This is a genomic window from Bradyrhizobium sp. 40, from assembly GCF_023100925.1.
Classification (GTDB): Bacteria; Pseudomonadota; Alphaproteobacteria; order Rhizobiales; family Xanthobacteraceae; genus Bradyrhizobium.
Map to the genome: position 1 here is coordinate 199527 of NZ_CP064688.1, position 25447 is coordinate 224973.

23 protein-coding genes and 1 tRNA gene are annotated in these 25447 nt (G+C 64.6%); 7 read left to right on the top strand and 17 right to left on the bottom strand.

All coding sequences use genetic code 11. From position 1 onward, the window contains the following. Window positions 1–59: 59 nt before the first annotated feature. The 9 genes from IVB40_RS00985 to proB form a co-directional block, all read right to left on the bottom strand. Window positions 60–563: an RNA pyrophosphohydrolase gene (locus tag IVB40_RS00985; RefSeq protein ID WP_247817868.1), complete on the bottom strand. Its 504-nt coding sequence runs from the start codon at window positions 561–563 to the stop codon at window positions 60–62. A 75-nt stretch (window positions 564–638) separates the two neighbouring features. After that, window positions 639–1871, bottom strand: coding sequence for a divergent polysaccharide deacetylase family protein (locus IVB40_RS00990; RefSeq protein WP_247358162.1), 1233 nt, complete (start codon window positions 1869–1871; stop codon window positions 639–641). 144 nt (window positions 1872–2015) lie between these two features. Continuing rightward, complete coding sequence (locus IVB40_RS00995; protein ID WP_018459850.1) at window positions 2016–3371, bottom strand: S41 family peptidase; 1356 nt, start codon at window positions 3369–3371, stop codon at window positions 2016–2018. Further along, a complete protein-coding gene (locus IVB40_RS01000) occupies window positions 3368–4714 on the bottom strand; it encodes a peptidoglycan DD-metalloendopeptidase family protein (protein ID WP_247817869.1) in 1347 nt (448 codons plus the stop codon). Before IVB40_RS01000 ends, IVB40_RS00995 begins: the two co-directional genes overlap by 4 nt. Window positions 4715–4747: 33 nt before the next feature. Further along, entirely contained in the window at window positions 4748–5230 is a 483-nt protein-coding gene (gene rlmH / locus IVB40_RS01005; protein WP_027566421.1) for a 23S rRNA (pseudouridine(1915)-N(3))-methyltransferase RlmH, read from the bottom strand. Window positions 5231–5326: 96 nt separating this feature from the next. Next, complete coding sequence (rsfS, locus tag IVB40_RS01010; RefSeq protein WP_007604366.1) at window positions 5327–5683, bottom strand: ribosome silencing factor; 357 nt, start codon at window positions 5681–5683, stop codon at window positions 5327–5329. Window positions 5684–5921: 238 nt separating this feature from the next. Next, window positions 5922–6566 (bottom strand): nicotinate-nucleotide adenylyltransferase, encoded by a 645-nt coding sequence (locus IVB40_RS01015; RefSeq protein ID WP_027566423.1) that lies wholly within the window; start codon window positions 6564–6566, stop codon window positions 5922–5924. 20 nt (window positions 6567–6586) lie between these two features. Beyond that, complete coding sequence (locus tag IVB40_RS01020; protein ID WP_027566424.1) at window positions 6587–7882, bottom strand: glutamate-5-semialdehyde dehydrogenase; 1296 nt, start codon at window positions 7880–7882, stop codon at window positions 6587–6589. Between the two features lie 227 nt (window positions 7883–8109). Beyond that, entirely contained in the window at window positions 8110–9231 is a 1122-nt protein-coding gene (gene proB / locus IVB40_RS01025) for a glutamate 5-kinase (protein WP_247817870.1), read from the bottom strand. 166 nt (window positions 9232–9397) lie between these two features. Here proB and IVB40_RS01030 point away from each other — a divergent pair, with 166 nt between their 5' ends. Then, a complete protein-coding gene (locus tag IVB40_RS01030; protein ID WP_247817871.1) occupies window positions 9398–10363 on the top strand; it encodes a Bug family tripartite tricarboxylate transporter substrate binding protein in 966 nt (321 codons plus the stop codon). A 132-nt stretch (window positions 10364–10495) separates the two neighbouring features. Here the strand turns inward: IVB40_RS01030 and IVB40_RS01035 are convergent, their stop codons facing one another. The 3 genes from IVB40_RS01035 to IVB40_RS01045 form a co-directional block, all read right to left on the bottom strand. Further along, entirely contained in the window at window positions 10496–12130 is a 1635-nt protein-coding gene (locus IVB40_RS01035; RefSeq protein ID WP_247817872.1) for an alkaline phosphatase family protein, read from the bottom strand. A 194-nt stretch (window positions 12131–12324) separates the two neighbouring features. Continuing rightward, window positions 12325–13365 carry a GTPase ObgE gene (gene obgE, locus IVB40_RS01040; RefSeq protein WP_027566428.1) on the bottom strand — a complete coding sequence of 347 codons (1041 nt, stop codon included), beginning with the start codon at window positions 13363–13365 and terminating at the stop codon, window positions 12325–12327. Between the two features lie 101 nt (window positions 13366–13466). Next, window positions 13467–13946, bottom strand: a complete 480-nt coding sequence (locus IVB40_RS01045; protein WP_247817873.1) for a MaoC family dehydratase — start codon at window positions 13944–13946, stop codon at window positions 13467–13469. Between the two features lie 272 nt (window positions 13947–14218). Between IVB40_RS01045 and IVB40_RS01050 the strand changes: the two genes are divergently transcribed. Continuing rightward, window positions 14219–15133 (top strand): DMT family transporter, encoded by a 915-nt coding sequence (locus IVB40_RS01050; protein WP_247439453.1) that lies wholly within the window; start codon window positions 14219–14221, stop codon window positions 15131–15133. Window positions 15134–15278: 145 nt separating this feature from the next. Here IVB40_RS01050 and IVB40_RS01055 read toward each other — a convergent pair whose 3' ends face one another. The 3 genes from IVB40_RS01055 to rplU all read right to left on the bottom strand — a co-directional run bounded on the left by IVB40_RS01055 (window position 15279) and on the right by rplU (window position 16787). After that, on the bottom strand, window positions 15279–15872 hold the full coding sequence (locus IVB40_RS01055; RefSeq protein WP_247400646.1) for a GNAT family N-acetyltransferase: 594 nt from the start codon (window positions 15870–15872) through the stop codon (window positions 15279–15281). Between the two features lie 155 nt (window positions 15873–16027). Beyond that, window positions 16028–16297, bottom strand: coding sequence for a 50S ribosomal protein L27 (rpmA, locus tag IVB40_RS01060; protein WP_018459863.1), 270 nt, complete (start codon window positions 16295–16297; stop codon window positions 16028–16030). Window positions 16298–16394: 97 nt separating this feature from the next. Continuing rightward, entirely contained in the window at window positions 16395–16787 is a 393-nt protein-coding gene (gene rplU / locus IVB40_RS01065) for a 50S ribosomal protein L21 (protein ID WP_027566432.1), read from the bottom strand. 333 nt (window positions 16788–17120) lie between these two features. On the opposite strand from rplU, the gene IVB40_RS01070 reads away from it, so the two are divergent. Both IVB40_RS01070 and IVB40_RS01075 read left to right on the top strand, forming a co-directional pair. After that, complete coding sequence (locus tag IVB40_RS01070) at window positions 17121–18266, top strand: ROK family protein (protein WP_247817874.1); 1146 nt, start codon at window positions 17121–17123, stop codon at window positions 18264–18266. Between the two features lie 450 nt (window positions 18267–18716). Further along, window positions 18717–18806: transfer RNA gene (locus IVB40_RS01075), tRNA-Ser, on the top strand. Window positions 18807–18850: 44 nt separating this feature from the next. On the opposite strand, the gene IVB40_RS01080 is transcribed toward IVB40_RS01075, so the two are convergent. Next, the gene (locus tag IVB40_RS01080) at window positions 18851–19762 is read right to left on the bottom strand and encodes a LysR family transcriptional regulator (RefSeq protein ID WP_247817875.1); all 912 of its coding nucleotides are present in this window, start codon (window positions 19760–19762) and stop codon (window positions 18851–18853) included. 113 nt (window positions 19763–19875) lie between these two features. Between IVB40_RS01080 and IVB40_RS01085 the strand changes: the two genes are divergently transcribed. The 3 genes from IVB40_RS01085 to IVB40_RS01095 all read left to right on the top strand — a co-directional run bounded on the left by IVB40_RS01085 (window position 19876) and on the right by IVB40_RS01095 (window position 23636). Then, complete coding sequence (locus IVB40_RS01085) at window positions 19876–21516, top strand: FAD-dependent oxidoreductase (RefSeq protein WP_247817876.1); 1641 nt, start codon at window positions 19876–19878, stop codon at window positions 21514–21516. Between the two features lie 212 nt (window positions 21517–21728). Next, window positions 21729–22595, top strand: a complete 867-nt coding sequence (locus IVB40_RS01090) for a tripartite tricarboxylate transporter substrate binding protein (RefSeq protein WP_247817877.1) — start codon at window positions 21729–21731, stop codon at window positions 22593–22595. Window positions 22596–22775: 180 nt separating this feature from the next. Next, window positions 22776–23636: a DMT family transporter gene (locus IVB40_RS01095; protein WP_247817878.1), complete on the top strand. Its 861-nt coding sequence runs from the start codon at window positions 22776–22778 to the stop codon at window positions 23634–23636. Between the two features lie 7 nt (window positions 23637–23643). Here the strand turns inward: IVB40_RS01095 and IVB40_RS01100 are convergent, their stop codons facing one another. Continuing rightward, window positions 23644–24858, bottom strand: coding sequence for an EAL domain-containing response regulator (locus tag IVB40_RS01100; RefSeq protein WP_247817879.1), 1215 nt, complete (start codon window positions 24856–24858; stop codon window positions 23644–23646). Window positions 24859–25447: the final 589 nt, after the last annotated feature.

Consider the following 25447-nt stretch of genomic DNA (forward strand, 5'->3'; position numbering starts at 1 on the left):
GATCTCTCGTCGTCATTTCAGGCGATGCATTAGCATCAAGCTGGAACGGCGACTTGAACTTAATCCTGCGCCAGCGGGGAAAATTCCTTCACCACGCGCTCGTAGACCGGGCGCTTGAACGGGACGATCAGCCCAGTCAGGTTCCTCATCGGCTCCCAGCGCCAGCTCACGAACTCGGCCTTGTGGCCGCCGCCGGGCTTTTCGACGTTGATCTCGCTGTCCTTGCCGGTGAAGCGGACCGCGAACCATTTCTGGCGCTGGCCGCGGTAGCGGCCCTTCCAGGTGCGCCCGGCGACCGTGCGCGGAATGTCGTAAGTGAGCCAGTCCGGAACCTCGCCGATCCGCTCGACCGAACGCACGCTGGTCTCCTCATAGAGCTCGCGCTTGGCGGCCTCCCAATTGTCCTCGCCGGGATCGACGCCGCCCTGCGGCATCTGCCAGACGTGGGTGTCGTCGACATGCTCGATGCCGCCGGCACGCCGGCCGATGAACACCAGTCCGTCCTTGTTGAGCAACATCACGCCGACGCAGGTCCGGTAGGGCAGATCCTCGTAACGCGCCATTCCGCCAGACCTCTCGCATGCTGTCGGTAAGGCTGAAGCAGGCCCCGCGGGTCTGTGCCGTACCAATCCGTTGATTTAGCTGGATTTTGATTTCAGCATCGCGGTTGTCAATGGCACCAAAAGGATACCTCGGTCGCCCAATGTCTTGGTCCAGGCGCCAATGCGCTCGATCGAGACCGGGAGGGCGGAGGCGGTGCCCACGGCCACGCCGCGCTCGCGCGCCGCCGCTTCGAGCTTGGTCAGGGCGCGGTCGATCTCGGCCGGGGTCGGCACCGCGTCGATCGCGATATCGCCCTTGCCGAACGGCATCGCCAGGCTGCCGGCGGCCTGGGGCGCGATGCTGCGCGGCGAGGAGCCGTCGTCGAAGAAGCCGAGGCCGCGCTTGGCCGCCTCGCGGATGATCGGCTGCATCGCCGGCTCCGTTGCGATGAAGCGGGCGCCCATGAAATTGGTGAGGCCGGCATAGCCCTGCATCCGGCTCAGATGCCAGTACAGCCGGTCCATGTTCTGGTCCGCACTGAGCGACGTCAGCAGCGTCTGCGGCCCCGGATCGTTGTCGGGGAAGTCATAGGGCTCCATCGGGATCTGGAGGAAGATCTCGTGGCGCTGGGCGCGGGCGCGCTCGGCGAGTTTTCCCGGATCGGACCCATAAGGCGTGAAGGCCAGCGTCACCGCCGCTGGCAGCCGCATGATGGCATCGGTGGTCTTGGCGGCGCCGACGCCGAGGCCGCCGATCAGGATCGCGACCACCGGCATCTTGGCGGCCTTGGCGCGGTCGGCATCCGCCGCATAGACGTTGAACGGCTTGAGGTCGCCGGAAATCGCGGGGATCATGCCGTAGCGCGATTTCTCGAGAAGTTTTGGGTCGATCCCGGCCATGACGGGCGGCGGTGCGGAGGCCGAGGCCGCCTCGCTCTTGCCGGCGGGATCGCCGCCGATCACCACGTCGTGGCGCGTGCCGGTGGAACCGTCGATCATGGTGACGGTCTTCTGCTCGCCCGCCTGCTTCGGCGCCTCCTTGGTCTCGTGCTTCGTCTCCTGCTTGCTGTCCTGGCCGTGGCCGGAAGCGGCCGGCTTGTCATCGCCCGCCTTGTCTGCGGCATTGGGCTCGCGGATCGCGAGTCGTGTCATCGGCTCGCCGCCGAGCGGATCCTTGTTGAAGATGGCGAAGCCGGCAAAGCTGACCAGGAACAGGCCGAGCAGGACAGCGAGCAGTTGCATGGCCGTGAACGGCAGCCGCAGCCGGCGTTTCCGGCGCGGCTTGTCCCGTCCGAGCGGGGCGCTCAGATCATCAGCCGTTTCAGTCATGCGCGATCCCGAATCACTCGAGACGACGATACCACGCCGAGGTCAAGCGGCGGCAGGCCGGGATAGGCCGGGGATAGCAGGAATTCCAAGCAAAAAGGGCGGCTCCGGGAGCCGCCCTTTTTCGTCAGATCGTGATGCGCCGACCTAGTTCGCCGCTTTGGGCTTGTCGGTCGTGGCCTTGTCGCCGCCCGGGGTGGGCGCCGCGGAGGCGCTGTTCTTGATGCCGTGGAGCAGATCGTCGGCGAGCTTGAGCGCCTTGTCGTCCTTGGCGTCCGGCGGAACGTAGGACTGCGAGCCGGTCTTCTCGTCGCCGTCGTTCTTGAGGTGACCGCGCAGTGAAGCTTCGCCCTTGGTGTCGGTGCGCGACTTCAGCTCGTCCGGCACGTCCTGCAGCACTTCGATGTCGGGCACGATGCCCTTGGCCTGGATCGACTTGCCCGACGGCGTGTAGTAGCGCGCCGTGGTCAGACGCAGCGCGCCGTTGCCGCTTCCGAGCGGAATGATGGTCTGCACCGAGCCCTTGCCGAACGAGCGCGTGCCGACGATGGTCGCACGCTTGTGGTCCTGCAGCGCACCGGCGACGATCTCCGACGCCGAAGCCGAGCCGCCATTGACCAGCACGATGACCGGCTTGCCCTTGGTGAGGTCGCCCGTATGCGCGGTACGGCGCTGGGTCTCCTCGGCATTGCGGCCGCGGGTCGAGACGATCTCGCCCTTCTCCAGGAAGGAGTCGGAGACGGTGACCGCTTCCTCGAGCAGCCCGCCCGGGTTGTTGCGCAGGTCGATGACGTAGCCCTTCAGCTTGTCGCCGATCTGGTTCGAGAGGTTGGCGACCTCGCGCTTCAGGCCTTCGGTGGTCTGCTCGTTGAAGGTGGTGATGCGGATATAGGCGATGTCGTCGGCCTCGACGCGGGCGCGCACCGAGCGGACGCGGATGTTGTCGCGCACCAGCGTGACGTCGATCGGATTGTCCTGGCCCTTGCGGATGATCTTGAGCTTGATCTTGGTGTTGACGGGGCCGCGCATCTTCTCGACCGCCTGGTTCAGGGTCAGGCCCTGCACCGCCTCGTCGTCGAGATTGGTGATGATGTCGTTGGCCATGACGCCGGCGCGCGAGGCCGGGGTGTCGTCGATCGGCGAGACCACCTTGATCAGGCCATCTTCCATCGTGACTTCGATGCCGAGGCCGCCGAACTCACCGCGGGTCTGCACCTGCATGTCGCGGAAGCTCTTGGCGTCCATGTAGCTCGAATGCGGATCGAGACCGGTGAGCATGCCGCTGATCGCGGATTCGATCAGCTTGGTGTCGTCGGGCTTCTCGACATAGTCCGAGCGCACGCGCTCGAAGACGTCGCCGAACAAATTGAGCTGGCGATAGGTGTCCGCGGTGGCGGCTCGCGCGCTGGAGCCCATGAAGACTGCGCGCGGTTGCGTCACGAACAGCGTCAGCGCCGCACCGGTGGCCGCGCTGAGGAGGATAACTGAAGTCTTGCGCATCATCCGCGAACCTTCTCGCCTTCATTTGCGGCCCACCATGGGCCTGGATCGATTGGAGTGCCGTCTTTGCGGAACTCGACATAGAGCACAGGTTGACTCGCGTTCGTGGCGAGAATGGAGGCGACTTGAGAAGTCGACCCCATGGTCGCGACAGGCTCCCCCGTGAGCACAAACTGACCGATGTTGACCGAAATGCGCTCCATCCCGGCGATCAGCACATGATACCCGCCCCCGGCATTGAGGATCAAGAGTTGTCCATAGCTGCGGAACGGGCCGGCATAGACCACCCAGCCGTCACACGGCGTCGTGACCTGGGAGCCGGGCCTGGTCGCCAGCGAAATGCCCTTCTGGACCCCGCCGAGCCCGTCAGAACCGCCGAAATCCCTGATCTTGTTACCGTTAACCGGAAGAGGCAGGAGACCCTTGGCCGCAGCGAAGGCCATCGCAGGGGTGGTCCGGGAACGATCCTTGAAAGCGCCGGGGCCGGTCTTGGCGCTGGCGGCCGCGTTTGCAGCCGCCTTGGCCTCGGCCTGCCTGGCGGCCTCGGCCGCCTTCTCGGCTGCCTTGGCGGCACTTTGCAGATCCTGCTCCATCTTGGCGATCAGCCCCTGGAGATCGCCGACCTGTCTCGAGAGCGCGACGGCGCGCGCATTCTCGGCGTCGAGGTCCTTTTCGCGCGACGCCTGCTGGCGCTGCCGCTCGTCGACCAGAGCCGCGAGCCGGGTCTGGTCGTTACGCACCTTGTCGCGGTCGGATGCGAGCTGGTCGCGCTCGGTCGCGATGGTCTTGCGCAAGGCCACGAGCTCGCCGAGCTCGCTTGCGATCTTCTCGGCACGACCGCGTAATTCCGGCACGACGGCACCGAGCAGCATCGCCGTGCGCAGCGATTGCAGGGCATCCTCGGGCCGTACCAATAGCGCTGGCGGCGTCCGCCTTCCGGCGCGCTGCAAGGCCGCCAGCACCTCGACGATGTCGGCGCGGCGTAAATCGAGCGAGCTGCGCATCGCCTGCTCGCGGCCGTTCAGCGATCGCAGCCGCACTTCGGCCTCGTCGATCTTGGTCTCGACGGTGCGCACATTGGCAGCGGTGTCGATCAACTGTTGATTGAGCTGGGTGCGGTCGTGGCCGAGCGAGGTGATCTCGGCCTTGAGCTTGGCCTGCGCTTCCTCCGCGCTCTTCTTGCTGGCGCGCGCGGCTTCGAGCTCCTGCTCGCGCTGCTTGATCGCATCGGGCGCGACGGCCGCAGTCTGCGGTGCAGGCGTCTGAGCTTGCGCGAGGCTTGCGCCCAAAATATTTGAGCCCAAAACGCCGGCGATCAGCAGCAGGTTGAGAATTGGCGCTCGCATCGCTTTAAGCAAAGGTGCTCGTTGTGGCGCGGATCACGCGCGGTGATAGGGGTGGCCGGCCAGAATGGTGGCGGCCCGATAAAGCTGTTCCAGAAGCATGACGCGGACCATTTGATGCGGCCAGGTCGCAGAGCCGAACGCGATCGCGAGCTTGGCCTTACGGCGCAATTCGGGCGAAAGTCCGTCCGCCCCTCCGATCATGAAGATAGTATGACCGGCACCTTCGTCGCGCCAGCGCCCGAGATGCCGTGCGAATACGGTCGAATCCAGATTCTGGCCGCGCTCGTCCAGCGCCACCAGGACCGATTTTTCGGGAACATGCGCGGAGATCGCCGCCGCCTCTTCGGCCATCCGCGTCGCGGTATCGCGCGCACGGCTTTCGGGCAATTCGTGGATGGCGAGCTCGCGGAATCCGAGCTTGCGGCCGGCCTCGTCGAACCGCTCGAAATAGCGCTCGGCAAGCTCCCGTTCGGGGCCCTGCTTCAGCCGGCCCACCGCAATGACGGCTATGCGCATGATATGTTCAGGGTCGCGTTTTCTGGACCGCGCGCGATCTGCGCGCGCACGACGCTAGCATGCGCGTCAGCCGATTCGAAATCGGCCAGCAGCCTCTCAGATCGCCTTCGCCGCCCCTGGGCCCTGCGTGTACAATCTCTCGAGACTGTAGAACTCGCGGACCTCGGGTCTGAACACGTGCACGATCACATCGCCGGAATCGATCAGCACCCAGTCGCAATTGGGCAAGCCCTCGACGTGGATGTTCTTGATGCCGTTTTCCTTGAGGCCTTTGGCGACGTTCTCCGCGATCGCGCCGACGTGCCGGTTGGCCCGGCCGGTGGTGACGATCATGTAGTCGGAGTAGGCCGATTTGCCGCGAAGGTCGATGGTGACCGTCTCTTCCGCCTTCATGTCGTCGAGGCGGGAGAGGATCAGGCTCAGCGTCTTGTCGGCGTCGGGTTGCGCCTTCAAGGCCGCAGCTTTGGTCGATGTTTTACGCGTCGGCTTGGCAACCTTGGGTAAAACAGACTTCGGTGAAGCCGTCTTGGGTGAGGCTGTCTTGGACAATACAGATGTGGTCAGGGACCATTCCTTTCACTGTATCGCGAACGCCGAATCCGGCGCTCACTGGTTACACTACATCATGTGGGGTTAAGGGTTTCAATATGCCAGAGAGCCCGAAGGCCACATGGCGTTCGCACAATCTGACTCACTTCGTACCTTTCCAGCTTCCGTCCGGGTTCCGTAAGCCGGTCGACGAGAGATTCAGCTTCATTCCGGTCAGGAACACCCAGGCCGGGGCGGCCCGATCCGCAAGCAATGGCGCCTCATTCTCCGGCATCCGATAGCGCCTGAGCGCCTGGGCGGCGGGAGAGGCGAGCGCGCGAAAACTCTGCGGCGGGCGGTCGATGACCGCGATCGGTACCTGATCGGCGATGCGCCGCCAGTGCTGCCAACGATGGAATTGAGCGAGATTGTCGGCGCCCATGATCCAGACAAAGCGCAAGCCCGAGAGGCGGCGGCGCAAGGTGTTGATCGTGTCGATGGTATAGCGCGTGCGAATGACGGACTCGAGACAGCTCACCTCGATCCTGGGATCGTCGGCCATTTCGCGTGCCGCCTGCATGCGCTCGCCGAGCTCATGCAGCGTGCCGTTCTCCTTCAGCGGATTGCCTGGCGTCACCAGCCACCACACGCGATCGAGCTGGAGACGTTTCAGCGCGAACTGGCTGATCGCGCGATGGGCCTGGTGCGGCGGATTGAACGAGCCGCCGAGCAGGCCGATGCGCATGCCAGAGGTATGGGTCGGTATGGCCTGCGCGAAGAAACGTGGCGCGACGAAATTGTTGCTCAATGCCCCGCGCCCTGCGTCGTCTACGGCCGCGTCTGCCCGGTGCCGTGAACGCGATATTTGAAGCTCGTCAGCTGCTCGGCGCCTACCGGGCCGCGGGCATGGAATCTGCCGGTGGCGATGCCGATCTCGGCACCGAAGCCGAACTCGCCGCCGTCGGCGAACTGCGTCGAGGCGTTGTGCAGCACGATCGCGGAATCGACCTCGCTCAGGAATCTTTTCGCAACGGTCTCATCCGCGCTCACGATCGCATCGGTATGATGCGAGCCGTGGTTCTGGATATGCGCGATCGCGCCGTCGACGCCGTCCACTACCTTCGCTGCGATGATCGCATCGAGATATTCGGTGTCCCAATCGTCCGCGCTCGCGGGTTTGACTCGCGGATCGGTCTTTTGCACGGCGTCGTCGCCGCGCACTTCGCAGCCGGCCTCGATCAGCATCTCGATCAGCGGCTTGAGGTTTTTACCGGCAGCGGCGCGATCGACCAGCAGCGTCTCGGCGGCGCCGCAGACGCCGGTGCGGCGCATCTTGGCGTTGAGCACGATCGATTTCGCCATGGCGAGGTCGGCGCTGCCGTCGATATAGACGTGGTTGACGCCTTCGAGATGCGCGAACACTGGCACGCGCGCTTCCTGTTCGACGCGTGCGACGAGGCTCTTGCCTCCGCGCGGCACGATCACGTCGACGGCGCCGTTCAATCCCGACAGCATCTGGCCTACCGCCGCGCGGTCGCGCGTCGGCACCAGCGTGATTGCGGCCTCGGGGAGGCCCGCTTCGCGCAGGCCCTGCACCAGGCAGTCGTGGATCGCGCGGCAGGAGCGGAAACTGTCGGAGCCGCCGCGCAGGATCACGGCATTGCCGGACTTCAGGCAGAGAACGCCGGCGTCCGCCGCAACGTTCGGCCGGCTCTCGAAGATCACGCCGACGACGCCGAGCGGCACGCGCACGCGCTCGATGGTCATGCCGTTCGGCCGTTGCCAGCTCTCGGTGACGATGCCGACCGGATCGGCAATGCCGCGCACGATGCCGATGCCCTCGGCCATGCTCTCGACCCGCGCCGGCGTCAGCGTTAGGCGGTCGATGAAGGACGAGGTGGCGTTGCCGGAGGCGCGGGCCTCTGTGACGTCCTCGGCATTGGCGGCAAGGATCGCGGCCGCGTTGTTGCGGATCGCCCGCTCCATGGCCTCGAGCGCTCGGTTCTTCTGCTCCGGCGGCGCCAGCGCCAGCACGCGCGCGGCAGCGCGGGCACGGGTACCGAGATCGGTCATCAGCGCCTGAAGATCGGCATTGCCGTCGACGGCTTTGAGGGGGGCGGCCATGGGAGTTTCAACCTTCTGCTAAGGCAGTGTCCTAGCACGGAAATCCCGCTTTTGCGAAGGGTCGGCAGGGTATGGCAGGTCTCCCGGTGTTGTGCCACCTCGGCCACTGGCCCAGCTCCGACGTCATGGCCGGGCTTGTCCCGGCCATCCACGCCTTGCCGCCAGCAAGAAGGAACGTGGATGCCCGGGACAAGCCCGGGCATGACGGTTTGGGCGCCTGCCGAGCGTTACCCGCCCATCACCAGATCATCGCGGTGGATCATCTCGGACCTCCCGCTGATGCCGAGGATGGCCATGACATCCGGTGAGGAGCGGCCCTTGATCCGCTCGGCATCGTCGGCGTCATAGGCGATTAGGCCGCGGCCGACCTCGCTGGTGTCGGGGCCGCGCACGATCACGGCGTCGCCGCGGGCGAACTGGCCCTCGACCTTGACCACTCCGGCCGGCAGCAGGCTGGCGCCCGCGCGCAGCGCCGCGACCGCGCCGGCGTCGATGGTCAGCGTGCCTTTCGGCTCCAGTGAGCCCGCGATCCAGCGTTTTCGCGAGGTGATGGGATTGGCCGGCGTCAGGAACCAGGTGCAGCGGCCGCCATCGGCGATCGCTTGCAACGGATGCTCGATCTTGCCCGAGGCGATCAGCATATGCGTGCCGCCGGTGGTCGCGATTTTTGCGGCTTCGACCTTGGTGCGCATGCCGCCGCGCGATAGCTCGGACTCGGCGTCGCCTGCCACGGCCTCGATCTCCGAGGAGATGCTGTCGACGACGGGAATGAGCTTGGCGTTCGGGTTGTTCTTCGGCGGGGCGTCGTAAAGCCCGTCGATGTCGGACAGCAGCACCAGCAGGTCGGCGCTCGCCATGGTGGCGACGCGCGCGGCGAGGCGGTCATTGTCGCCGTAGCGGATCTCGTTGGTGGCGACCGTGTCGTTCTCGTTGATCACGGGGATCGCGCGCCACTCCAGCAGCTTGCCGATGGTGGAGCGTGCGTTGAGATAGCGGCGGCGCTCCTCGGTGTCCTGCAGCGTCACCAGGATCTGGCCGGCGCCGATGCCGTGGGCGCCAAGCACCTCCGACCAGATGCGGGCGAGCGCGATCTGACCGACGGCAGCGGCCGCCTGGCTCTCCTCCAGCTTCAGCGGGCCGCGCGGCAGTTTCAGGCGGCTGCGGCCGAGCGCGATCGAGCCGGAGGACACGACGAGCACGTCACGTCCCTCGCGATGCAGCTTGGCCATGTCGTCGGCGAGCGCGGCAAGCCAGGACGCGCGCACCTCGCCCTTGTCGGAATCGACCAGCAGCGCGGAGCCGACCTTGACGACGATGCGGCGGAATTGACTGAGTTCGGGGCTGGCCATCTGTGTATGTGGTGTGTGTATGTGCTGGAGAGCGGCGCCGGTAAGGCCCGCTTTTGCAGCAGGACGATGGCCGGCGCAAGGCGGCAGGTCCGGTAAACGGCGCTTGTCCGGAGCGCTCGTCTGGCTCTAACTGTCGCCAACCAAAATGGGCTCAAAGAGGAAACCAATGGACCGCCGCAACTTCATCGCCGGATGCCTCGGGTTGCCGTTGTTGGCGCAGGCGGGCGGGTCGCAAGCTCAGGCCGGGCTGACAAAAATGATCTTCCCGTTCGCGGCGGGAGCGGGCGGCGACACGCTGTGCCGGCTGATTGCGCAGGAGATGGCGCCGGCGCTGCAGCGGACAATGGTGGTCGAGAACCGCACCGGCGGTGACGGCCTGATCGGAATAAAGGCGGTGAAGGGGGCCAGCCCCGACGGCAGCATGGTGCTGGTGACGACCGGGCCCACGATGTACCTGCTGCCGATGGTGGAGACGACCCCGAGCTTCGATACCGCAAAGGATTTCGTCCCGGTCTCGCTGCTGGCGCGGTTTGAGTTCGCCGTCGTGATCAGCCCGGCGATCGATGCCGCGGATTTCAAGGGATTCGTCGCTTGGCTGAAGGCGCATCCGGACAAGGCGTCGTTCGGCGTGCCGAGCAACGGCACCATCCCGCATTTCATGGGCTCCAAGCTCGAGAAGGACCTCGGCATTGCCATGACGCGCGTGCCCTATCGCGGCAGCGCGCCCATCCTCAACGACATCATCGGCGGTCATGTCTCGTTCGGCATCGTCACATTGGCGGATGCGCTACCGCAGCATCGTGCCAAGGGCGTGAAGATCATCGCGGTCGCGAGCGCCGAACGTTCACCCTTTGCTTCGGAGGTGCCCACCTTGAAGGAGAGCGGCATCGATCTCGTCGCCTACGCCTGGTACGGCATGTGGCTTCCTGCCGGCAGCTCGCCGGAATTCGCGAGCAAGCTCGGCGCTGCCGCAAGCGCCGCGCTCGCCAAGCCCGAGGTGAAGGAGAAGCTGACGGCGATCGGGCTGATTCCGGTCGGCAGCAGCGCGGAAGGTTTGACGAAGGAGCTCGCCGCAAACACCGCCTTTTGGCAGCCGATCGTGAAGGCGACGGGATACAAGATCGAGAATTAGTTTCTGTTTCCGCTCTACGCCGTCATGGCCGGGCTTGTCCCGGCCATCCACGTGCACCGCCACTTGACGCAAGACGTGGATGCCCGGGTCGAGCCCGGGCACGACGAGCCGAGAGAGCGTCGTTCCGCTCACCTACAGCTTCGCGCGCTGTTCAATTCCGTCCTTGATCGACGCCAGCTCGGCTTCGTCCCAGATCCCGATCAGGATCCCGCCCTTCACCTGCAGCTGGTTGTCGGCATAGGCCGCGATCTTCTCGCGCGGCGTGGTGATGTGGTCGTTCGGGTGCAGCGCCCAGTCGAACAGCTCGGCCTGCAACCGCGCGATGATGCCGGCGCACTCGGGGTCGTCGCCGCGATCCAGAAACTCTTCCGGATCGGTTTCGAGGTCATACAGCATCGGGCGGAAGCCCGAGGCGTGGATGTATTTCCAGCGGCCGTCGAACACCATGAACAGGCGGCAGCGTTCGATCGGCTGGTTCAGCTTCAGCCGCACGTCCTGCATGACATAGTCGTATTCGGAGAACGCTACCTTGCGCCAATCCGGCGGAGTCTCGCCCCGCAGCAAAGGCAGCAGCGAGCGTCCCTCGAGGATATGGCCCGGCACCTTGCCGCCGAAATAGTCGACGAAGGTCGGCGCGAGATCGATGGCTTCGACCAGAGCATCGTTGCGCGTGCCGCGCGTCGCATCCGCCTCCTTCGAGGGATCAATGACAATCAACGGAATCTTCGCCGATTGCTCGTGGAACAGATCCTTCTCGCCCATCCAGTGATCGCCGAGATAATCGCCGTGATCGGAGGTGAATACGATCATGGTGGTGTCCAGCAGATCGCGCTCCTCCAGGAACTTCATCAGCACGCCCATCTGGTCGTCGATCTGGGTGATCAGGCCCATATAGGTCGGGATCACCTTCTCGCGGGCATCGTCGCGCGCCATGTTGCGGGAGTAGCGCATGTCCATATAGGCGCCGAACACCGGATGCGGATTCTGCCGCTCGCGCTCGGAGCGAATCACCGGAATCATGTCTGATGTCGAATACATGCTGGCGTACGGTTCGGGCGCGATGTAGGGCCAGTGCGGCTTGATGTAGGACAGATGCAGGCACCATGCCCTGCCGTCGGTCTCGGCCTCGCTGATGAAGTCCATGGCGCGTCGCGTCATGTAGGGCGTCTCGGAATGCTCATCCGGCACGCGCGCGGCCTTGTCGGCATGCACGAGCAGCCAGCCGTTTTGCAGCGAGCCGTCCTCGGCCGCGCCGGAATTGGCCCAATGCTCCCAGGGATTGGGCGCATCAAAACCCTGCTGGCGCAGATATTCGTCGTATTTCGGACGCGGCCTCCCGGTGGGATGAAGGCCGTCGTCACGCTCATAGGGCTCGAACCCGCATTCGGCGACGTGCACGCCGATCATCGATTCCGGCGGGATGCCGAGCGCCTTCATGCCTTCGAGATCGGGCGCCATGTGGGTCTTGCCGACCAGCACGTTGCGCACGCCGAGCTTCTTGAGGTGATCGCCGAGCGTGGGCTCGCCGACGCGCAACGGCCAGCCGTTCCAGTGCGAGCCGTGCGAGCGCATGTAGCGCCCGGTGTAGAACGACATCCGCGAGGGACCGCAGATCGGCGACTGCACATAGGCCTTGCTGAACAGCACGCCGCGCTTCGCCATGGCGTCGATGTTCGGCGTCTTCAGCGTGGGATGGCCGGTGCAGCCGAGATAGTCATAGCGAAGCTGGTCGCACATGATCCAGAGAACGTTCTTCGCGCGCGCCATGAATCATCCCTGCCGTTTCTTGATTGCTGGATGCTGCGCTATCGGAACGCCGGTGACAACCTCTCCTAACGTCGTCCCGGCGAAGGCCGGGACCCATACTCCTCAGCAGAAGTCGTGGCGCAAGACGGCAATGACCAATCTTCGCCAAATCGCGTTCGGTGGCTATGGGTCCCGGCCTTCGCCAGGACGACGAATCAAACCGACCAAGGCTCCGCTTCGGCCGCGCTCTTCGCTTTCGCAGAGACCGGGCTCTCGCCGATCACATCCGCCAATGCGCGCAGCGCTTCCTGCACGCCGTCGCCAGTGACGGCGGAGAGCAGCAGTGGCGTCTTCTTGGCGGCGCGCTTCAGCCGCTCCTTCTGCTTCTTCAACTCGTCCGGCTCGACCGCGTCGATCTTGTTCAGCGCGACGATCTCGATCTTGTCGGTGAGCTGTCCGGCATAGGCGTCCAGCTCGGTTCGCACGGTCTTGTAGGCCTTGCCGGCGTGCTCGCAGGTCGCATCGATGAGATGCAGCAGGACGCGGCAACGCTCGACATGGGCGAGGAAGCGGTCGCCGAGACCGACCCCTTCATGCGCGCCTTCGATCAGGCCGGGAATGTCAGCCAGCACGAATTCGCGGCCGTCGGCATTCACGACGCCGAGCTGCGGATGCAGCGTGGTGAAGGGGTAGTCGGCGATCTTCGGCTTGGCCGCGCTGACCTTGGCGAGGAAGGTCGATTTGCCGGCATTGGGCAAACCGACGAGGCCGGCATCCGCGATCAGCTTCAACCGCAGCCAGATCCAGCGCTCCTCGCCGGGCTGGCCGGGATTGGCATTGCGCGGCGCGCGGTTGGTCGAGGTCTTGAAATGGGCGTTGCCGAAGCCGCCATTGCCGCCTTCGGCCAGCACGAATTTTTCGCCCACCGTGGTGAAATCGTGGATCATGGTCTCGCGATCTTCGTCGAAGATCTGCGTGCCCAAGGGGACCTTCAGCACGATCGACTTGCCGTTGGCGCCGTGGCGGTCCGAGCCCGAGCCGTTTTCGCCCTTCTGGGCCTTGAAGTGCTGCTGGTAGCGATAGTCGATCAGCGTGTTCAGCCCGTCGGCGACCTCGATGATGACATTGCCGCCGCGGCCGCCATTGCCGCCGGAGGGGCCGCCGAATTCAATGAATTTTTCGCGGCGGAACGCCACGCAGCCGTTTCCGCCGTCGCCGGAGCGGATATAGACCTTTGCTTCGTCTAGGAATTTCATGGGCCATAGGTAGGCCAGCCGGTCCCGCGCGGCAACCCGGATAGACCCGCAAATCGGCCGAAACCCGGCGATTTGTGGCCTTGCTTAACCACAGGCCGACGTCAGATGGGCCGGCGCCGGATCAGGAATTTCTGCGTGCCATCCAGCACCAGCTCCTTGCGCTGGTTGAACACGGTGCTTTTGAGCGTCACCGCGCCGGTCGAGCGTCCCGGCACCAGCTCGATGACCTCGAGCGCGGGATAGAGTGTGTCGTCGGCGAATACCGGTTTGAGGAACCGGCTGGATTGCTCGAGGAAGCCGACCAGGGAGTCCTCGACCATGAACGGAAACAGGCCTGCGCCGGGTGCGGTGTGGATCAGTGTCTGGAAACCGTGGGCGAGCAGATGCGGCATGCCGCGGCTGCGGCAATACTCCACATCGTAATGCACCGGATGGGTATCGCCGCTCGCGGTCTGGAATGCCGCGAACACGGCCGTCGTCTGCGTGCGGCTCGGCAGCACGAAGCGCTCGCCGACCACGAAATCCTCAAACCAGCGTTGCGCGGGGATCATGCGATGCCGGGCCGGGTCGAAGTCGGTCATGGCTAAGCTCTTTCCTGGCTCTTTCGTTCGGTGTCGCCCATCGCTACCGCGACGCGAAGACTGCGGCAATCCGTTCAATTCGTCTTGCCTGGGCTTGTCGCGGGCGCTCACGTCATTAAAACGACCGCAAGCGACTCTGGTCGCCGTTTCGACGCTCTCTCCGCTCGTCATTGCGAGCGAAGCGAAGCAATCCAGACTGTCTCCGCGGCAACAGTCTGGATTGCTTCGTCGCAAGAGCTCCTCGCAATGACGAGTTTCCACGAACGACAGCAATGCCCCTTTTCAAAAATCTCTCGGCCTATGACGAACGCTCGGCGCGGCTGGCCGGGATTGCACTCATGGTGCTGTCGATCTTCATGTTCTCGTTTGGCGATGCCATGGGCAAGTTCCTGGTCGGGACTTATTCGGTGGGGCAGCTGCTGTTCCTGCGCGCCTGCGCGGCGCTGCTGCTGCTGTCGCCGCTGGTCTGGCGGCAGCGTCACCAGTTCCTGCATCTGGAGCGCCCGGGCCTTCAGCTCTTTCGCGTCGTGTTGTCGACGCTGGAAGTGGCGGCGTTCTTCCTGGCTACGGTCTACCTGCCGCTCGCCGACGTCATCACCTATTATCTCGCCGGGCCCATCTTCGTCACCGCGATGTCGGCGATCTTTCTCGGCGAGAAGGTCGGCTGGCGGCGCTGGACGGCGATCCTGGTCGGCTTCTGCGGCGTCCTGATCGCGCTGCGGCCATCGGCACAGACCGTGAGCCTGCCGGCGCTGATCGCGCTTGGCGGCAGTCTTTCCTTCGCAACGCTGATGCTGATCACGCGCAGCCTGCGCAAGACGCCTGACATCGTGATGGCGTCGTCGCAATTCGTCGGCACGTTCTTGCTGGGTGCGGTGCTGTCGGCGTTCCACTGGGTGCCGCCGACACCGGGCAGCCTCGTGATCTTCGCGCTGGCGGGATGCGTCTCGGTCACGGCGCTGTTCTGCGTCAACCGCTCGCTCAAGCTCGCGCCGGCCAGCGTCGTCGTGCCCTATCAATATTCGATGATCGTCTGGGCGGTGATCTTCGGCTTCGTCGTGTTCGGCGACGTGCCCGAGATCGCCACCATCATCGGCGCCGCCATCATCATCGGCGCCGGGTTCTATATTTACTTGCGTGAGCGCGATCTCGGGCGTGGAGGCGGAGAGGTGAATCCGCCGGCGTAATATTCCGCGTCGTCCCGGCGAAGGCCGGGACCCATACCCACAGGGTGCAGTTTTGCGAAGATTCGGAGTGGGAGCCTTAGCGTCACAAACAGTTGTGGTTATGGGTCCCGGCCTTCGCCGGGACGACATGTGGTGAGCGTTGGGCCTACCTCACGCGCCTCGCACTGCTCCAGCTCTTCAGCGAAGCCCAGACGCCGCGTGACAGCCGGAAGCAGTCGACCGGCGTGGACGAGCCCAGCGCCAGGAAGCGATGCAGCTGGACGCCGCTCCACTGGAAGCCGCACTTCTCCAGCACGTTGCGCGAAGCCGGGTTGGTGACGCGCGCGCCTGCATAGAGATGATCGTCCTCGAACTCCTCGAAAAAGAAGTCGATCGCGCCGCGCGCGGCCTCGGTGGCAAAGCCGCGGCCCCAATGCTCGACGCCGAGCCAATAGCCGAGCTCGGCATTGCCGGGCGTCGAGCAGTCGATGCCGACCATGCCGATGGGGCCGCTGTCATGCTCGATCAGGAACACGGTCTCGCCGCCGGGCACGGCGGTCGTGCGGACGAAGGCGACGGCGTCGTCCTGCGAATAGGGATGCGGGAGGCGCCTTGTGTTTTCGGCAACGCGAGGATCGTTGGCGAGGAGGGCGATGGTCCTGACGTCGGCGAGGGTCGGTCGCCGCAACGTCAGCCGCTCGGTGGCGACGACGCTGGGTCTCGCCTCCCGCAAGGTCACGCTCGAAAAATCCTGCAACATGTCCGGCTCCGTCGAAGTCACTAAAGTGAAAAGTGAGCACGCAAACGAAAGGGGAGGCCGGTTTCCCGCCTCCCCTGGAGCCTTCGATCTCTTTGATCTCAAGGACTCCGCCGGTTCGGTCTGGGACCCGGCGGACTCCAAATTTGATCCACCGTCTATTCAGCCGCCTCTGCGAGCGGGAGCACCGAGATGAAGGTGCGGCCGTTGGCTTTGGCCTGGAACGTTACGCGGCCCTCGATCTTGGCGAACAAGGTGTGGTCCGTGCCCATGCCGACATTAAGGCCGGGATGCCAGGTGGTGCCGCGCTGACGCGCAATGATGTTGCCGGGAATCACAACTTCCCCGCCGAACGCCTTGATACCGAGGCGCTTGCCCTTGGAATCGCGACCGTTGCGCGATGAACCGCCTGCTTTTTTGTGAGCCATGGCTCGTCTCCGAAATCCTGAGTATTTCTAGATCAATTCCTTGACGGAATCATTTCACAATTTCTCACGCATCACTTCGTGATTGCGCGTGATCAAATTATGCGGCGGCCTCTTCGGTCGTGGTCTCTGGCTTGACGACCTTTTCCCGCTTCGGACGCGGCCCCTTGGTGGGCTTGGCGCCGTCCGTCAGGATCTCCGAGATGCGCAGCACGGTGATCTCGTCGCGATAGCCGCGCTTGCGGCGCGAGTTCTTGCGGCGGCGCTTCTTGAAAGCGATGACCTTGGGACCGCGCTTGTGGTCGAGCACCTCGACCGCGACGGAGGCGCCGGCGACCGTGGGCAGACCCAGGATCGGCGTGTCGCCGCCGACCAGGAGAACTTCATTGAGCTGCACGATCGAGCCGACTTCGCCTTCGATCTTGCCTACTTCCAGGACATCATCCGGAACGACGCGGTACTGCCGGCCGCCGGTTTTGATGACTGCGAACATCGTTGTTTTCCTTCGTGTTCATTCCCGGCCTCGCGACATGGTGTCGGGGCCGGCTTTTTGTCAGTCGTTATGGGTTTATGCGAGTCTTGCGCGGGCGGGAGTTATCCCTTTGAAAACCCACGCAAAAACAAGCGGCGCGAGAAACGCCCCGCGCCGGTTGCGGGATTTATAGCCGCTGACCGCACGGAGTCAAGGAAAAGCCCGCGAAAACGGCCCGATTTGAAGCATTTAGGCCCGATCCGGCCCCGCAGGCGAATTTCGGACCGCGCCGCAACCAACAGGTTCCCCCGCCGTTGTCTCCGCGAATTCAGTCAGACGGGCAAGGGGCTTACCATGGCGACAGACGAGCTGGTCAAGACGACGACGGGCATCGCCCATCACGGCGCCGAGCGGCTGCCCTCGGTGGATATCGACAGCTTCAACATCGAGATGAAGGACGAGGACGGCTTCATCGGCGACCGCGCCAGCAAGGGCGCGTTCCGCGAGATCCTCGAGCGCTGGCGCAAGCCGCTGCGCAAGTCCGGCGAGGACCCGTTCGGCAAGGAGGCATCGGACGAGATCAGCAAGAAGACGCTGGACGCCATCCTGGTCGGTGACGACACCGAGGCTTGGGCGGTGGTGCATAGCGCCATCGAGGACTTCGCCCAGGAACTCGCTTACGTCACCCGCCGCTTCCTCAAGTCCAAGGCCTGGGCCAAGACCGAGCGCATCGTGGTCGGCGGCGGCTTTCGCGATTCCCGGCTCGGCGAGCTCGCGATCGCGCGCACCGAGATCATCCTCATGTCCGAGGATTTCAAGATCGACATGGTGCCGATCCGTCATCATCCCGACGAAGCCGGCCTGATCGGCGCGCTGCATCTGGCGCCGTCATGGATCTTCGAGGCCCATGACAGCATCCTCGCCGTCGATATCGGCGGCACCAACATCCGCTGCGGCCTGGTGGAGACCAGCTGGAAAAAGGCAAAAGACCTGTCGAAAGCCAAGGTCGTGAAGTCCGAGCTGTGGCGTCATGCCGACGACGAGCCGACGCGCGAAGGCGCGGTGAAGCGGCTCACCAAGATGCTGAAGGGGCTGATCACCGAGGCCGAAAAGGAAGGCTACAAGCTGGCGCCGTTCATCGGCATTGCCTGTCCCGGCGTGATCAACGCGGACGGCTCCATCGAGAAAGGCGCGCAGAACCTGCCGGGCAATTGGGAGAGCAGCAAGTTCAACCTGCCGGCGAGCCTGCTCGAGGGCATTCCGCAAATCGGCGAGCACGACACCGCGATCCTGATGCACAATGACGGCGTGGTTCAGGGCCTCTCCGAGGTGCCGTTCATGCAGGACGTCGATCGCTGGGGCGTGCTCACCATCGGCACCGGCCTCGGCAATGCCCGCTTCACCAACCGCCGCAAGGACAGCGGCAACGGAAAAGACAAAGACAAAGAGCGCGATTCTACGGAGAACGGGAAGAAAAAGGCCAAGAGCGACAAGGAGTAACCTTGACTGGTTAGGTTAAGGACCGGATTGCGTTGCGGTGCACGGGCCGCACGCTACGGTCGGAACCGTCGCCTCACCTGGCCGGCGAAGCCGCCCTTCCCAGCCAGTATTTTAATGAGCGGCACCGGGACCGCCAGTGTTTACCGCGTCTGGCGGTCCCACCCCTTTTCGGGTTCGCGCTTGGGGCATCCTTGGGCTTTCCGGGAGCCCGGTGATTCGGGCCTCGATGGCGCCGCCCCGGGCTTGACGCGGGGGCATTGGCCAACGGCTCACGCCCATTCCCGCGCAAACCGCCGCCAAAATCCGAGGGTCGCCCCATCGCCACCGCGACATCGTGGGGTTCGCCCGGAAAACCGGCCCGATTTTCGCCCTGCCAGCCTTGTCTGGCCCGCCATCCTCGCCTATTAACGCCCGAACCACAGGGGCCATGCTCCTTACTTGGCGCCTTCAGGAGAGGTGGCAGAGTGGTCGAATGCACCGCACTCGAAATGCGGCATAGGTGCAAGCCTATCGGGGGTTCGAATCCCTCCCTCTCCGCCAACATCATCCGCCACAACAAAACGGCTTACAGAAAGCTCGGTAGATCAGTCTGATCTTGCCGGCTCTCGCTCCGCCAGCACCGTCCGTGCCGTCGCCACAAACGCCTGCGCGGCTGGCGACAACGTCCGCCCCTGGCGCTGCAGCAGCGACACCGGGCGGGTGATGGCAGGGCGTATCAGCGGCTTTGCGATCAGAGTCGGAAATTGATCCGCCGGCAGCATCGTCGCAGGAAGGATCGCGAGGCCGAGGCCCTGCGCCGTCATGGCGAGTGCGGTGTTGATCAGCGTCACTTCATAGGTTGGGTTGAGGTGCTTGCCCTGGGTGCCCAGCGCCTGATCGATCTGCATGCGAATCCGCGTTTCGCGTCGCATCGCGATCGTGGGCATCTGAGCCAACTCGTCCCATGTCAGCGAGCGGCGTGCCGCAAAGTCGGCGGTGCGCCGGCCGATGGCGCTCAGGCGGCCGCGGGTCAGCGTCTCGATCGTCAGCTCCGCGAATTCTCCCTCGACACTGCCGATCGCGAACTCCGCATCCGTCGCGCTCAGACGCGGAACGAGATCGTCGGCGGCGACGTCGCGCATGTCGATTTCGATGTCGGGATAGCCTGCCCGGAATTTAGCGAGCACCGAGGGCAGCAGTGCCGATGCGGTACCGGCTGAGGCGAGAAACGCGACCCGGCCGGCGCGCGCCTGCGCCAGGTCGCGCATGCGCCGCGACAGGCCCAGCGCGTCGCCCAGCATGCGTTCGGCGGCATGAACTGCCTCGTCAGCAGCCAGCGTCGGCTGCACCGAACGCGTGGAGCGATCGAACAGTTTGACGCCGAGCTGCGCTTCGAGCTGCTGGATCAATAGGCTCGCCGCCGATTGCGTGATTCCCAGCTCGCGCGCGGCCCGCGTGATGCTGCGCGTCCGGTACACGCCGGTGAAGGCCTGCAATTGCCGCAAGGTGACGTTCATAGGCAAAGCTCATGAATTGATGAGTTCTTTCCGGCTTATCACATAAGCGAGCATGCAATAAAATGCATGCCGTGGACGGTGAAGTCGCGATCGCCAACGGATCGGAAACGAACATGAGAACACAGGTGCTGGTGGTGGGCGCCGGGCCCGTCGGATTGACCGCGGCGATGGATCTGGCTTCCCGTGGGATCGACGTCGTGGTCGCGGAGATCCGCCATGCCGGCGATCCGCCCAGCGTCAAATGCAACCACGTCTCGGCGCGTTCGATGGAGATCTTCCGCCGGCTCGGCGTCGCCGCAAAGCTGCGCGACGCGGGCCTGCCCGCGGATTTCCCGAACGACTGCTCCTACCGGACCACGGCGACCGGCATCGAGCTGTGCCGCATCGACATTCCCTCGCGCGCACGCCGCTACAACGCCACCGGCGGTCCCGACACCTGGTGGGCGACGCCCGAGCCGCCGCACCGGATCAACCAGGTCTATCTCGAGCCGATCCTGTTCAGCCATGCCGCCGCCCAGTCGCGCATCACTATTCTGCCGCGCACGGAAATCACGGACATCGAGCAGAATGACGACCATGTGGTTGCACTGGCGCGCGACCTCGACAGCGGAAGCTCGCTCCGCATCGAGGCTTCCTTTGTGATCGGTTGCGATGGCAGCCGTTCCTTGGTTCGCAAATCGATCGGTGCCAACCTGTCCGGCACGCCGGTGATCCAGCGGGTGCAATCGACCTTCATCGAAGCGCCGCAGCTCAAGGAGCTGATGGGCGCGCACAAGCCAGCCTGGATGGTGCTCTCGCTCAACCCGCGACGTTCAGGCACGACGGTGGCGATCGACGGTCATGACCGCTGGCTGATCCACAATCACCTGAAGGCAGACGAACCCGAATTTGATTCGGTCGATCGGGATTGGGCGATCCGCGCCATTCTCGGCGTCGACGAGCGCTTCGAATACCGCGTCCTCAGCAAGGAGGACTGGGTCGGCCGCCGGCTTGTCGCCGATCGCTTCCGCGACCGCAGGGTCTTCATCTGCGGCGACGCCGCGCATCTGTGGATGCCATATGCGGGCTACGGCATGAATGCGGGCATTGCGGATGCCGTCGACCTGTGCTGGCAGGTGGCGGCGCATCTGAACGGGTGGGCGCCGGCTTCGATCCTCGATGCCTACGAGGCGGAGCGTCAGCCCATCACCGAACAAGTGTCGCGCTTTGCCATGGAGCATGCGATGAAGATGATGGCGCAGCGTGGCGGAGTCTCCGCGGAGATCGAGGACGACACGCCGCGCGGCCACGCGGCGCGCGCAGCGCTGGCCAGGGCGGCCTACGATCTCAACGTGCAGCAATATTGCTGCGCCGGATTGAACTTCGGCTACTATTACGATGCCTCGCCGATCATTGCCTATGACGGCGAGACGCCGCCGGCCTACGCGATGGGCAGCTTCACGCCCTCCACCGTGCCGGGCGCTCGCGCGCCGCACCTGTTTCTGCGGGACGGGCGATCGCTCTACGATGCCTTCGGCGCCGGCTACACTTTGCTGCGGTTCGATCCGGCGATCGATGTGGCGCCACTGAAGTCTGCCGCAGAGCAGCGCGGCATTCCGCTCGCGCTGGTCGACATTGCGCCGGACGAAGCGAACGGCGCGTATGCCGAGAAGCTGGTGCTGGCGCGGCCCGATCAGCACATCGCCTGGCGCGGGCAGGCTGCGCCCCCGGACCCACAAGGCTTGCTGACGCGCATTACTGGCGCTTCGGCGTAAGGCGATTTGAAGCGGACGGTCTCGCGGCGAAGTCCGTCAGGACGTGGTTTACAAAGTCGTGGTTCACAAACAAGAACGCACCGGGGAGGGAAACGTGTTTCACGTTGTAAGCCGCCGCATTTTGGCCGTGCTGACGGCCGCGAGTTTCGCCGTGCTGCCGTTGGTAGCGAGCGAGCCGAGCGGCCTATCCCGAGCAATTGATCAAGATCATCGTGACCTTTCCGCCCGGCGGCAGCGCCGATACCGTCATCCGCGCGCTCGAACCGCTGGTCACTGCCGAGCTCAAACAGGGTCTCGTGATCGAGAACCGCGCGGGTGCTGGAGGCAACATCGGCATGGCCGCGGTCACGCAGGCCAAGCCTGATGGCTATACGCTCGGCGTCGCGCCGGCAGGTAGCCTGACGGTGAATCCGCATCTCAATTCGTCGATGCCGTTCGATCCGAAGGATCTTGCGCCGATCACCCTGCTCGCGGAAATTCCCTTCGTGCTGGTTGCGTCAGCGAACGTGCCGGCGCATACGGTCGCGGAAACGATCGCGCTTGCCAAGGCCAAGCCGGGCGCATTGTCGATCGGGCATGGCGGCAATTCGACCGCCATGCACTTGACCGCGGCACTGTTCACGCAGAAGACCGGGATCGCCATGGAGCTGGTCCCTTATCGCGGGACCGCGCCGGCGACGGTCGACGTTCTCGCAGGCCATGTCCCCTTCGCGGTGCTGGATATCCCCGCATCGAGACAACTGATCCTCGAAGGCAAGCTTAACGCCATCGGTGTGTCGTCTGCCCAGCGTCTTTCGTCCTTGCCCGATGTGCCGACACTCGCCGAGAGCGGGATTGCGGGTTTCGAATCCGTTGGCTGGTTCGGGCTGGTTGCTCCGGCCGGCACGCCAGCCGATATCGTCGGCCGGTTGAACGAAGCCTTCGGAAAAGCCCTGAAGGACCCTTCGGTGGTCGAGAAGATCCGGACGCTTGGCGCAGAGCCTGCGCCGACCTCGCCCGAGCAGTTCAGCCGCTTTATCCAAAGCGAAAGCTCGAAATGGGGAAAGCTGATCAGTGAAGCGGGCATCAAGGCGAATTAAGTGTCGCCCAGTCAGACGATTCCGCCCCGCGTAAGTCATTGATCTTGCAGCCCCGGTCTACTGTGCATGGGGTTGTTTTCGCGCTTTTTGTTGTTGGGCGTTGGAAAGCTTACAGGTAATCGTCACGCCGCCCCCGGCTGGTCTCTCCAGTTGGGATCCACCGACAAGGGCGAGACGGGCATGCAATCTTCCGGCAGCGGCTGGGGCAACGGGCTTCTTGGCGTCATCATCTTCAGCGGCTCGCTGCCGGCGACGCGCGTGGCGGTCGGCGGGTTTTCCGCGCTGTTCCTGACCTCGGCGCGCGCGGTCATCGCGGCGCTGATCGGCGTGGCCGTGCTCGGCCTGCTCCGTCAGGCGCGGCCGGCGCGTGGGGATCTCGTCTCGCTCGCCATCGTCGCCATCGGCGTCGTGGTCGGTTTTCCCTTGCTGACGGCGCTCGCGCTCCAGCACATCACCTCGGCGCATTCGATCGTCTTCATTGGCCTGCTGCCGCTGTCCACCGCGATCTTCGGCGTGCTGCGCGGCGGCGAACGGCCGCAGCCGATGTTCTGGCTGTTCGCGGTTCTGGGCAGCGCCACCGTCGCGGGCTTTGCCCTGTCCAACGACGGCACCGCATCGCTCACCGGCGATCTGCTGATGGTCGCGGCGATCGTGCTGTGCGGGCTCGGCTATGCCGAAGGCGCAGCGCTGTCGCGCCGGCTCGGCGGCTGGCAGGTGATCTCCTGGGCGCTGCTGCTGTCGCTGCCGCTGATGGTGCCGGTCGCGATTTGGACCTGGCCGTCGACATGGAGCGGCATCAGTGTGCCCGCCTGGATCGGGCTCGCCTACGTCTCGATCTTCAGCATGTTCGTCGGTTTCATCTTCTGGTATCGCGGGCTCGCGATCGGCGGCATCGCGCGTGTCGGCCAGTTGCAGCAGCTCCAGCCGTTCTTCGGCCTCGCGCTCGCAGGCTGGCTTCTGCACGAACCGGTCGCCTGGAGCATGATCGTGGCGACCGCGCTCGTGGTCGCCTGCGTGTTCTTCGCGCGGCGGTTTGCCTGAGGCCGCCTCACGCGCCTCCCATCACCGTCCGCGTCAGCGTACTCCGCGCAAACTTCTTCAGCGGCATCGGCTTGCCGAACAGAAAACCCTGCACGAGGTCGAAGCCGAGCTCGTTCGCGGTGACCAGGTCGGCCCGGCTCTCGACGCCCTCGGCGACGGCGCGCACGCCATAGCCATGCGAAAGCTCGACGATGTGGCGACACACCGTGCGCTTGAGACGATCGGTGCCGCTGCCGGTGACGAAGTGCCGGTCCGCCTTCAGCTTGATGAAGGGAATTTTGTCCTTGTCCATCAGCGACGGCCAGTTGGCGCCGAGATTGTCGATCGACAGGCCGATATTGTGCAGCCGCAGTTCGCGGGCGACCTCGACCAGGAGATCGAGGTCGCGGATCGCTTCCTCGCTGTCAATCTCGATCGTCAGCCCGCCGAACGCCGGATGCGTCGGCATGCGGCGGCAGAGATCGCGCACGGCCTGCGGCTCCTTCAGATATGACGCTGGCAGATTGATCGCGAGATCGACCGGGCTCTGCTGCTCCAGCAGATAGTGCCAGTCCTGCATGGCACGTTCGATCACGAATTCGGAGAGGTCGCGCATATTCGGGTCGTGCTCTTCGGGGATGAAATAGGCGGGCGGCACCACGCCCCAGGTCGGATGCCGCATCCGCACCAGCGCCTCGGCGCTATTGCGGACCAGCGTGCGCGCGTCGATCTTGGGCTGGTACCAGAGCTCGAGCCAGCCGGCGTGCAGGGCCTCGCCGACGTGCACGGCGGGGCTCGGCGCCGGCTCCTCGGGCAACAGCATCGCGACGCGGCCGCGCAGCGTCTCCGCGGCAAAGGGCGTGGTCAGCGGCGGCAGCATCTTGAGGCCGTATTCCTCGCCGACCTGCTGCACGGCCCTGACGATGATCGACTCGCGGGCGCCCACAGTCAGAACCCTGCCGTCGAAGGCCTCGCGCACCAGCGTCTCCAGAAATGTGCCGGGCTCGATGCCGTCGGCGGCGATGCCGAGCAGGATCAGGTCGGGCAATTCGCTCGTCAGCACGCTCTGCAGCTCCTCGGCGCTGGCGCATTCGGTGGTGACGAAGCCGAGATCCTCCAGCACTTCCGCGAGAAACGCGCGAAGATGGCGCTTGCCGTCGGCGACGCATGCGCGCGGCTTCACCTTTCGCCGTCCGAAGGTCTTCGGCCTTCGTTCGGCGAGTTCTACAATTTCGTTGTTCATCGCAAGCACTCCCGTTCCGTGCCGGTGTGTTAGCGACGTGAGCAGTTTCAAATATGGAAGGCTTCAGTCGATTGTCGAATTATCTGGGTAACGTTAAAGCACCCATCATGTCTAAAATTGTCTGGGTCTCGTTCGGGAAGTTTTTACGTCTGCCCGCGCATCGGGCGCAGGGTTGCGACAATCACGAGAGATTTCGCGACGTGCAGTAAGGCTGCATGCGCGCGCACTGTCCTGCAATTGGACCAAGCCGCGCGCGCCTCGCCCAATTGAATAATGGAGCGCCTCAATTGCGCGTCATGCGCGCATTTTTCCCGGTTCGCTCGTGACGGTTCTGCGACAATGCGTCGGTGCGCGCTGGCGCCAATGTGAAGCACATCACAAGCGGATTGCTGCACGTGCGCTATTGCTCGGGGCAGCCGGTGGTGGGCTGTCGAGGATCGCAGCAATGACGTCGCGGCGAATAATGTATTGGTGGTTCAGGTTCGTGCTGTCAGGACGATTTCTCGATCGCTTCCTGTGCCTGCCGCGCGCGCACTGAGCATGATCCGGAAAAGTGTGCAGCGGTTTTCCGACAAGATCATGCTCAACT